1 protein-coding gene is annotated in these 754 nt (G+C 33.2%); it reads left to right on the forward strand.

The genetic code is table 11. The features are described 5' to 3' along the window. The first annotated feature begins 175 nt into the window (after nt 1–175). A complete protein-coding gene (locus tag I6F45_RS21245; RefSeq protein ID WP_166421953.1) occupies nt 176–556 on the forward strand; it encodes a hypothetical protein in 381 nt (126 codons plus the stop codon). Nucleotides 557–754 lie beyond the last annotated feature (198 nt).

The following is a 754-nucleotide window of genomic DNA, read 5'->3' on the forward strand; positions in this document are numbered from 1 at the left end:
GTAATCCCTTCCAAAACGCCAATTTAAACAACACCAAACACTTCTTTATATGCTGCGTAAAAATACAGTAATCGATTGAACCAAAATAGGAACTCAGCTATGGTTTGTTTATCAATAAAAATAAATAAAAAAACGAGTTAATCTACAGGCTCGTTAGTTGCCTATGGAGTTTCAGTTGCACTTTGATGAATTAAAATCGATTATCGATACTGAAAATGCCCAAGAATTAAGTCTTACTTCTAATTCTTGGGAAATCATTAAAAACTCTAATTCCGAAGTGAATAATTGGTTATCTGAAGATCAATTCAGTCTCATTTTTTCAGGTGTTTCTGAATCTAAATATGGCGAAACAGTGTTTGTATTTGAGACCTTTGAACGTAAATATAAACACTCAGGTTTAACTAAAAGGTTATGCGAACAGCTAAATTTAAAATGGTCTAAATTTGATAAATTCCAAAGCTCTACTGAAATTTTAGATTTCTATATGGTCCCCAAAAGTTTAAATTGGGTTCTGTACGCTAACAGAGACTTTTGGCAATTCGCAAAAGGCAACTAACAAGTTGCACAAGCAGGACAAAATACAGTTGGTTTTTTGCTCGTGCCTCGCTTATTTTAACCAACTATATTTTGCCTCTTAGCAAGGCGTTGAGGCTGTAGAATTACTCTTTCTAGGAACGTATTCTACTATTTTCAATTGATTGCTTTTTAACCTTGAATCCATTCATTCGCTGTGATCTAATAGATATTATTCACC

The organism is Pseudoalteromonas sp. SWYJZ19 (genome assembly GCF_015864375.1).
Lineage (GTDB): Bacteria > Pseudomonadota > Gammaproteobacteria > Enterobacterales > Alteromonadaceae > Pseudoalteromonas > Pseudoalteromonas arctica.